We start from the raw sequence: 8,045 nt of genomic DNA, 5'->3' as shown, positions 1-8,045 counted from the left end.
TGAAGAGCCCGGTGCGGTAGTTCCGCACGCCGGGATCTGTGCGGGGGTTGTCGGGTAACTGGCAGTCCTACCGTGACGGCGAAATAACCCCGTCTTTTGGGCCAAAAACCCAATACTGACCTATGCATACTAGCGAAAATAAAAATGAGCAGCGAATACACTGCCCATCTTTGTAAAATAAACTCATTTATAATTGTTTTTGAACATTTCGTCCGTTGTACATTATGCGTAGAACATGTACCGTACTGTCAGAATCTCTAACGATATAAAATACAAGATAATTGCTGACAGGAAAGAATCTTAATCCTCTTGAAAACCAAGGTTCCTTCTTATAAAGAGCATGTCGGTCAGGCATGGAACTCAATTTCAGTATTTCCCGTTCAATACTATCACACAGATTCATTGCTATTCTTGGCTCTAATAATTCTAAAGCGATGTACCTAAAAATATCCTGAAGATCCCTTTCTGCTTCAGGTGTAATGATTACTTTATATTCTTTCATACATTAAGTCCTTTTCGAATGTCGGAAAAAACTTCTTTTACGGGACGTCCTTTATTTGCCAAATAATCTGCGTACCCTTTCTCTATTTCAGCATGAAACTCTGCTTCAGTCAAAGTATCAACAGACTTAATTTTTGCCGGTGCTAGTTTTAGCTCAAACGGAATTGCTTGATTAATAACTACCTGCTTTAAAAAAAGTCCTACTGCATTAGACATTGAAATTCCTAATTCGTTAAATACTTTTTCAGCTTGTTCTTTCAAATCAGGTTCGACACGAATATAGATATTTGAAGATTTAGCCATTAAAATCACTTCCTTTCTTTAAATTTAATTATATATCAATTGTGCGCACAAAAGCAATACTTTATACTCGCTAACGTTCATCTTAATAAAATTGGACATGATTTTTGCGAAGCCTTATCGTTCTAGGCTTAGGACGGGGTTACATCGCCTAACAACGCTGGAAACGGCTCCGCTCCGAGCCAACTTTGCCTCGCTCTTAGGCTGTCACGGTTTTTGCGGTAGCTGGCAAAAATCGCGCCACCGAGAAATGAGGACAAGAAATTCGGGAACCGTAAGAGACTTACTTTGGCAAAACCTCAACAATTACTCCCAATGTGGCCGCAGGTGTACGTTCCTTTTCGGTCCTGGTAAGGAGGTCGGTGCGTCTCTTACGGTGATGCAGGTATCTAGGGAGCTCGGTGTCATGATTTTTGCACAACAGGCAAGCAAAAACCGCGCCAGCTGGCGGGACAGTCAAAGTTCGTTTAGCCAATATGCGTTAGGTGAAAGACTATGCCACTATAGGGTCAACTTTTGAGTACATCATAAATATGGAAGGGATGAGAAAATGCCAGTTCCAAAATTTGACGAATTGTTTAACCCTCTTCTTAAAGCACTGAAATTGCTGGGCGGATCGGCTTCCATTTCTGAAATGGAAGAAAAGGTTGCTGAAATCTTGCAGTTGTGCGACGAAGACATAAATGAAATACATAGTGGAAGCCGTACAAAGTTAAATTATAATTTGGCTTGGGCGAGAACATATCTGAAGCGGTATGGTTTACTTGAAAATTCCACAAGAGGAGTTTGGGCACTAACTAATGAGGGACTTAACACTGCTAGTGTGGACCCTTCCGATGTAGTAAAAGTAGGCAGGGGGCAAGCTCCACAGGGTACAGTTGAAGGTGAAAGGGGGCAACCTGTTGTTTTAGAAGAAGAGATTGAACAAACATGGAAGGAGAAATTGTTACAAACTATTAAGGAGATGTCACCTGATGCTTTTGAGAGACTGTGTATGAGGCTTCTGAGAGAGCTAGGGTTTGATAATGTTGAAGTAACAGGCAGATCTGGTGATATGGGCATTGATGGAAAAGGTGTACTTAAACTTGGAGGAGTTTTATCATTTAACATTGCATTTCAAGCTAAAAGATATAAAGATAGTGTTTCACCAGGGGTGATTAGAGATTTCCGAGGGGCAATAGAAGGAAGGGCTGATAAAGGTCTAATAATTAGTACAGGGATTTTTACTAAAGCAGCAAAGGAAGAAGCGTCAAGGGATGGGGCTAAGACTATAGATTTAATAGATGGAGAAGAACTGGCAGAAAAACTGAAAAACTTAAGAATTGGTGTTAAGGTAACAGAAAAAATAGTTGAAGAAATTTCCATAGATACAGACTGGTTTAAAAAACTGTAAAACCGGGGTCTGGCATAGTACATCGCCTAACAACGCTGGAAACGGCTGCGCTGCGCTCCGCCCAACTTGCCCCGTCCTCTGGCTGTCACGGTTTTTGCAATAACCTGGCAAAAATCGCGCCGCCGAGAATGGAGGGCCAAAGAAGCTGGGAACCGTAAGAGACTCACTTTGGCAGAACCTCAACAATTACACCCGGTTTGGCCGCCAGTGACCGTCCCTTATCGGTCCTGGTAAGGTAAGGAGGTCGGCGCGTCTCTTACGGTGATGCAGGTCTCTGGGGTGCTCGGTGTCACGATTTTTGCGGTTACAGGTGCAAAAACCGCGCCAGCCTTGTGGTCGGAGCAAGTTCGTTTCCAGCAGATGCGTTAGGCGAAATAACCGCTAGGTATGTTTGAATTGGCTTGTAAAAAGCAGGAATATGATGAAAAAGGTAGAAAAATAATTCAAAACAAGTGTATCGGAGGGATTAAGAATGGCCGAAAAGCAATCCTACCCCCGCATTCCTGCTAGTAATTGGTGGACTCTTCGTTCCCAGTTTCAAAAAACCTTGCCTACAGTTGTAACAGCAAGTTATTTGAAATCTCTTCTTAACTTGACCAATGAAAAGGGGGCAGCCAATCTATTATCTCCTTTGAAGCAAATGGGATTGATAGATGATGATAATAAACCAACACAACGCGCTAATGATTGGCGTAGTGATGCAAAATATGAAGATACTTGTAGAGAAATATTAAAAGATGTTTATCCACAAGAATTGCTAGACCTTTTTCCAGGGCCTGAAATTGACAAGAAAGCTGTTGCAGACTGGTTTATGCATACTGCTGCCTTAGGTAAAAGTGCAGCGGAGTTTACTGCAGCCACTTTTATTCTCCTAAATCAACCACTTTCTGCAATGGTTGAGGAAAAGGTTAAAAAACCAAAAACTCAGAGTGCAAAAGCTAAGGCAAACGGTACAAATCAACCCAAAAGCCGGGTAGCAGTTACGTCCAACATTGAGACTTCCGTTCCGGTTACAAGCACTGTGGTACCTGGAATTACGACTCCATCCGCGATTCCTACACCCAATCAAACACTAAACCCATCATTACATATAGATTTACAGATACATATCTCTCCCGAGGCTACACCCGAACAAATAGATACAATCTTTGCAAGTATTGCAAAACATCTGTATGCGAAATGATGTATTTAGAGTTATTTAAGCGAGTAAAATATCTAAATTTAGTTTTAAAAGAGCTTCCGGGAGTAGTAACTGACAAGGAGAATGAAGTAAGTCTAGAGGTACTTCTAAAAGACAAGGAATTAAAGCAGGTGGTTTGTAAACTTTTTAGAGATGGACACCATGCTCGTGCTGTTGAAGAGGCGTTCAAGTTTTTAAATAACCTAGTTAAAAAGAAAGCCAAAGTAGATCCTTCTATTGATGGAGCCAAACTTATGAAGCAGGTTTTTAGTGTTAATAACCCTGTTTTAAAGATTAATACTGGTGTTAGTCAATCAGAAAAAGATGAACAACTTGGGTATATGGAGATATTTTCTGGTTGCATGACTGGTATTAGAAATCCTCGAGCTCATGAACATGAATGGGAAGATACTCAACAACATGCCATCCAGTTACTAATTATGGCCGACCATCTAGTGGAGCGTGTTCGTAATTCGGCTAAGGTTAAAATTTGAGGAGCTCGATTGTAAGAAGTCCTATTTTTTTGGTATTCCATTTCCGCCGTTACATCGCCTAACAACGCTGGAAACGGCTACGCTTCGCTCCGACCCAACTTGCCCCGTCCTCGGCTGTCACGGTTTTTGCAGTTACCTGGCCAAAATCGCGCCACCAAGCAGGTGAGGACAGGGCTACGACAACGACCCGCCCCGCCGCTCATTTGGTACCACCGGCCAGGCGGCACACTGGGAAAAGGCCGCCGCGTGTATGGCCAATGAGCCGTTCCTACCCAACAAAGCAATAAAGCCGACTCAAATGAGCGGCTCCGCAGATATTCCGAGTGACGGTGTTCTACACGACAGTTTTGGTGTCACGATTTTTGCGGATCAGGTGCAAAAACCGCGCCAGCCTTGCGGTCGGGGCAAGTTCGTTTCCAGCAGATGCGTTAGGCGAAATGTCGCTAGGTTGAAAAAGTAAGCCCGGTTTTTAGCCGGACTTCTAAGATTTAACCTAGACTTTTAATCATCTCTTCAACTGATATAACTTTTAAAAATCGCCGTTGGATACTTTTCAATGACATTATTTTCTTTTCTACAAAGCTTATCAAGGAGTTTACTCCCCAATATACACTTAGTGCCGCAGGAGCTTTCCAAAGGAAGACTAGCCCTAGACAAATCGGAATCAAAAAAGTAAGTATATTTCTATTTTCAGTAGTAAAGCCGGACAGCCCCTGAAATAAACCTGCTACTATTGGAAGTATGTGAAGGTCATCAGGTTTGTTTACGCTTAAGATCCAAGGTATTAGACTACTTCCTACAGTAGTACTTAGGTTCATTAATGAAAAGTAAAAAGAGAATAAAACAGGCATTTGGAATACGATGGTAATTAATGGAAGAAAAGGACTTACTTTATATTGAGTTATGATTTTGGCAATACTTTCATTTATTTTGTCTGAGCGGTTCTTATATTTATTTGACAAGAACTCTCTTACTTTATTCAGATTTTGAGAAATAATTATTGCCTTTTGTTGTTTAACTGAAAGTGGGAACAAGACAACCCTTATAGATAATGTTATTAGCACTATGGCGATCAACCAGTCACCAGTCATTTGAATCAGCGATTCTAAAATACCACTGAATGCGGTGCTAAATATATTCATTTCCATAACCTCCTCAGTTGTTTTTCAGCTAAACTGAGGACGAAAAAAGGGCGTATCGTCATTATCAGAGTTGGATTTTATCATTCTTCTCACTCTTAATAATCTTCTTAATCTAGGCACAATCACAGCACTTTCACTAACAATCTTTGTCGCAAGGTGTGTAGCCTGACCGTTATTAATAATAGCTCTAAAACAATAACTGTTGAACAACTTGACTCCAAGCCAGGAGAAAGCCAAAATCAAGCCAATATTTAGTAGTAAAGATATTAGAACAGAACTATCTATTTGCACGTGGCTCACCTCCTGCCTTGATAATACTATTATAAATACATGTACTTATGAATGCAAGGAGCGATGCCGCGACACATCGCCTAACAATGCTGGAAACGGCTGCGCTTCTCTCCGACCCAACTTGCCCCGTCCTCGGCTGTCACGGTTTTTGCAATTACCTGGCAAAAATCGCGCCACCAAGGGGGAGGGGCCAGGGCTACGACAACGACCCACCACGCCGCTCATTTGGTCCTACCAGACAATGCGGTAAACTTACGTATAACCGCGCTTAGTCGGTAATTGGGCCGGTCCTTCTCAACCAAGAGGTAAAGCCTACTTCAAATCAGCCGATTAAGTGGAGAGGTAATAATTATGCTGAAGAAAATAACTATAATATTAACTTCTTTAGTTGTTATAGGCGCATTGGTTTTTATTATTTTAAACTTACCATCGGGAACACCGGAAAAAGCTATAATGAAATATGTTTTACTAAAAGGAAACCCAACTGAAGCATTCAACTTACGAATTACGCCAACCAATTTTGAAGACAAGAATTATGGGAAACAGTTTATAGTAGAAGGTTATTATGATAACGAAACCGGAATGGAAATAAGATTTTTTTATCTTAAGAAATCTGATAGAGGATGGTATGTAGAAACCGCAGGCACAGGGGCTTAATATTTGATGGCTCCCCGCATGGTGACAATGAGAAATAAAATGAGGACCGGCGGCGAAGGAGGCCGTAGTAGCGATGCGACAATATTAGTGGAGGGAAGGGATTATTTTGAATACTACTTTGTTTTCATTTTAGGATTAGTAAACATTTTTATTATTATTTTAGCAGTTGTGGCGCTAGTTACAATAGTCTATGTTCTTCCAAAGCAACTTCGAAAAATTTCTCAGCAACTTAATGACCTGATTGAAGTGACCAAAAAGAACGTAGATAGTTAATAATTTAGAAACCGATCTTATTACTGAAATTTGAAAGAGTGCAGTAGTATCCTTAAAGGGATAAGTATTTATCATTACGGGTTTTCGTCACATGGTTAGGATCGGGTTTATGCCAGGATTGAAATTACCAATTGGTACCTCGTGTTCTTAATGCTGCTTACACCTACATGATAATGGAAGGCCTTTGTTTAATAAACAGCGAATTTGTTGTATAGTAAAAATATGGAACGGCTGCCCCGTATTCATGCATTATTTATGCAGCGAAGCTTACAGCGGCGCAGCATTTCGGTGGTTAGGTGAAATAACTGATGTTACTTACGGGTTGAAAGGAGTTTTTTATGAATAAATTAAAATATTTGTCTCGAACTGCATCGGTTTTACTTCTTATAGCTAGTATATTTGCTTGGGCTAAGGGGATAAGATTTAAAGATTCCGAGTTGTTGGCAACAATGCTTACAAGCTTATTTGGGTTAGCTCTAGGCTATTTGGGCTTAAACAGATTAAACAAAAGAAATCTCATTGGAATTCTTGGGAACATCGGTTTCTTCGGAAACGTTATAATGATAGCAATTTGTGCACTAATCATTTTGGGATTTGGTATAGTTCCTTAAAGACATTGGGGTCATATCAGTTACATCACTTCACAACAGGCTAAACGGCTCCGCTACGCTCCGCCAAACTTGCCCCGTCCTCGGCTGTCACGGTTTTTGCAGTTACCTGTCAAAAACCGCGCCACCAAGCAGGTGAGAGCAAGGTACGATAACAACCCATCACGCCGCTCATTTGATATCACTGGCCAGGCGGCAAACTGGGAAACGGCCGCCGCGAAGAGCCCGGTGCGGTAATTCCGCACGCCGGGATCTGTGCGGGGGTTATCGGGTAACCGGCAGTCCTACCGTGACGGCGAAATGTTTTTGACAATGCATGAAAAAAGACCTCACGCAGAGGTCTATCATTAAAGCTTATCCCAGAAGTCTTTTTCTGAAATGCGTAGTTGTTTCTTAAGTATCCACTTCCACAAATGTGCCGGGATCTCCTTATGGATGGCGTGACTAACTTTCGTTTGAAGCACTGTCCCATCAGAAAGTACTTTTTCGTAGTACCAGTGATCAGTATTTCTGACTAATACCCAACCGTCTCTTTCGCAATACCGTTTTAAGTCTCCAAATTTGGGTGGCAATTATAACTCCAGCATATTACGGATTTCATCGTCATTTTCTGATAAGAGAATGCGTAATACATAAGGGAAGTGGGACTGTCGGTTGGGGGCGTTAAAAAACAACTGAGAACGTTTTATATAATCTTGAGCATAAATTTTAAGGTCTTCAATTAGTTGTTTTGTTGCTTCTTCAAGTGATTCAGCATTTGTATAAATATCAAGTTGGTCTAATGTCATTGTAATAGAACCGTCTTCTTCAGTTGTAATTTCGGGTTTCAGGCTAAATTTGCATAGAAGCATTTTTTGAAGGTCGGTTCTAAGAACCATGATTTCTTCAGCTTGCTTACGTTTAACTATCATTGGTCTATATTCGTTGAAAACATGATTATACATAGCAGTAAATTCTTTTCGGGCTTGAGTAAATTGCAGCTCATCTAACATTTTCATTTCCCCCTTTCACCTCCTATACTAACATATTATGTACATTCTGTACAGAAAGTATATTAAATTATGTAAAAAATTATTCCCGGGTGGTCAAAAACACATCACCTAATATAAAACCGTTATGCCGTTAAGCGCACGGGTGGCGGAGAGCAGTTCCGGGGCTCCAGTTTCATTCTTCTTATCATCTTGCCTTTGCCGCAGCAAGGGCAAA

General features: G+C 41.0%; 11 protein-coding genes. 6 read left to right on the top strand and 5 right to left on the bottom strand.

Annotated elements, in window-relative coordinates; translation table 11 throughout:
- Window positions 1-187: 187 nt before the first annotated feature.
- Window positions 188-502: a type II toxin-antitoxin system RelE/ParE family toxin gene (locus tag Tfer_RS15440; protein WP_052219168.1), complete on the bottom strand. Its 315-nt coding sequence runs from the start codon at window positions 500-502 to the stop codon at window positions 188-190.
- The gene (locus Tfer_RS15435; RefSeq protein ID WP_052219167.1) at window positions 499-804 is read right to left on the bottom strand and encodes a type II toxin-antitoxin system RelB/DinJ family antitoxin; all 306 of its coding nucleotides are present in this window, start codon (window positions 802-804) and stop codon (window positions 499-501) included. Before Tfer_RS15435 ends, Tfer_RS15440 begins: the two co-directional genes overlap by 4 nt.
- A 547-nt stretch (window positions 805-1,351) precedes the next feature.
- On the opposite strand from Tfer_RS15435, the gene Tfer_RS15430 reads away from it, so the two are divergent.
- The 3 genes from Tfer_RS15430 to Tfer_RS15420 all read left to right on the top strand — a co-directional run bounded on the left by Tfer_RS15430 (window position 1,352) and on the right by Tfer_RS15420 (window position 3,868).
- Window positions 1,352-2,194, top strand: coding sequence for a restriction endonuclease (locus Tfer_RS15430; RefSeq protein WP_052219166.1), 843 nt, complete (start codon window positions 1,352-1,354; stop codon window positions 2,192-2,194).
- Between the two features lie 472 nt (window positions 2,195-2,666).
- The gene (locus tag Tfer_RS15425) at window positions 2,667-3,377 is read left to right on the top strand and encodes a DUF5343 domain-containing protein (RefSeq protein ID WP_052219165.1); all 711 of its coding nucleotides are present in this window, start codon (window positions 2,667-2,669) and stop codon (window positions 3,375-3,377) included.
- The gene (locus tag Tfer_RS15420) at window positions 3,374-3,868 is read left to right on the top strand and encodes a TIGR02391 family protein (protein ID WP_083436989.1); all 495 of its coding nucleotides are present in this window, start codon (window positions 3,374-3,376) and stop codon (window positions 3,866-3,868) included. The genes Tfer_RS15425 and Tfer_RS15420 overlap by 4 nt, the downstream gene beginning before the upstream one ends.
- Window positions 3,869-4,356: 488 nt before the next feature.
- On the opposite strand, the gene Tfer_RS15415 is transcribed toward Tfer_RS15420, so the two are convergent.
- Together Tfer_RS15415 and Tfer_RS15410 are read right to left on the bottom strand one after the other, a co-directional pair.
- A complete protein-coding gene (locus Tfer_RS15415) occupies window positions 4,357-5,010 on the bottom strand; it encodes a YidC/Oxa1 family membrane protein insertase (RefSeq protein ID WP_052219163.1) in 654 nt (217 codons plus the stop codon).
- Window positions 5,011-5,034: 24 nt separating this feature from the next.
- Window positions 5,035-5,301, bottom strand: coding sequence for a hypothetical protein (locus Tfer_RS15410; RefSeq protein ID WP_052219162.1), 267 nt, complete (start codon window positions 5,299-5,301; stop codon window positions 5,035-5,037).
- 351 nt (window positions 5,302-5,652) lie between these two features.
- Between Tfer_RS15410 and Tfer_RS15405 the strand changes: the two genes are divergently transcribed.
- From Tfer_RS15405 to Tfer_RS15395, 3 genes are all read left to right on the top strand, one after another.
- Entirely contained in the window at window positions 5,653-5,958 is a 306-nt protein-coding gene (locus Tfer_RS15405; RefSeq protein WP_052219161.1) for a hypothetical protein, read from the top strand.
- Between the two features lie 3 nt (window positions 5,959-5,961).
- Entirely contained in the window at window positions 5,962-6,231 is a 270-nt protein-coding gene (locus Tfer_RS15400) for a hypothetical protein (RefSeq protein ID WP_052219160.1), read from the top strand.
- Between the two features lie 338 nt (window positions 6,232-6,569).
- Window positions 6,570-6,842, top strand: coding sequence for a hypothetical protein (locus Tfer_RS15395; protein WP_052219159.1), 273 nt, complete (start codon window positions 6,570-6,572; stop codon window positions 6,840-6,842).
- Window positions 6,843-7,411: 569 nt separating this feature from the next.
- Here Tfer_RS15395 and Tfer_RS15385 read toward each other — a convergent pair.
- A complete protein-coding gene (locus Tfer_RS15385; protein ID WP_052219157.1) occupies window positions 7,412-7,831 on the bottom strand; it encodes an exoribonuclease R in 420 nt (139 codons plus the stop codon).
- Between the last annotated feature and the right edge of the window lie 214 nt (window positions 7,832-8,045).

This window comes from Thermincola ferriacetica (genome assembly GCF_001263415.1).
In the GTDB taxonomy this organism is placed as follows: Bacteria; Bacillota; Thermincolia; order Thermincolales; family Thermincolaceae; genus Thermincola; species Thermincola ferriacetica.
Note: the sequence above shows the minus strand (reverse complement) of the source record. Positions and strands in the feature narration are given on the sequence as shown.

Coding starts and splice junctions, on each gene's coding strand:
- Tfer_RS15405 (WP_052219161.1), top strand. CDS start 5,653: ATGCTGAAGAAAATAACTATAATATTAACTTCTTTAGTTGTTATAGGC.
- Tfer_RS15395 (WP_052219159.1), top strand. CDS start 6,570: ATGAATAAATTAAAATATTTGTCTCGAACTGCATCGGTTTTACTTCTT.
- Tfer_RS15420 (WP_083436989.1), top strand. CDS start 3,374: ATGATGTATTTAGAGTTATTTAAGCGAGTAAAATATCTAAATTTAGTT.
- Tfer_RS15385 (WP_052219157.1), bottom strand. CDS start 7,831: ATGTTAGATGAGCTGCAATTTACTCAAGCCCGAAAAGAATTTACTGCT.
- Tfer_RS15435 (WP_052219167.1), bottom strand. CDS start 804: ATGGCTAAATCTTCAAATATCTATATTCGTGTCGAACCTGATTTGAAA.
- Tfer_RS15425 (WP_052219165.1), top strand. CDS start 2,667: ATGGCCGAAAAGCAATCCTACCCCCGCATTCCTGCTAGTAATTGGTGG.
- Tfer_RS15430 (WP_052219166.1), top strand. CDS start 1,352: ATGCCAGTTCCAAAATTTGACGAATTGTTTAACCCTCTTCTTAAAGCA.
- Tfer_RS15415 (WP_052219163.1), bottom strand. CDS start 5,010: ATGAATATATTTAGCACCGCATTCAGTGGTATTTTAGAATCGCTGATT.
- Tfer_RS15440 (WP_052219168.1), bottom strand. CDS start 502: ATGAAAGAATATAAAGTAATCATTACACCTGAAGCAGAAAGGGATCTT.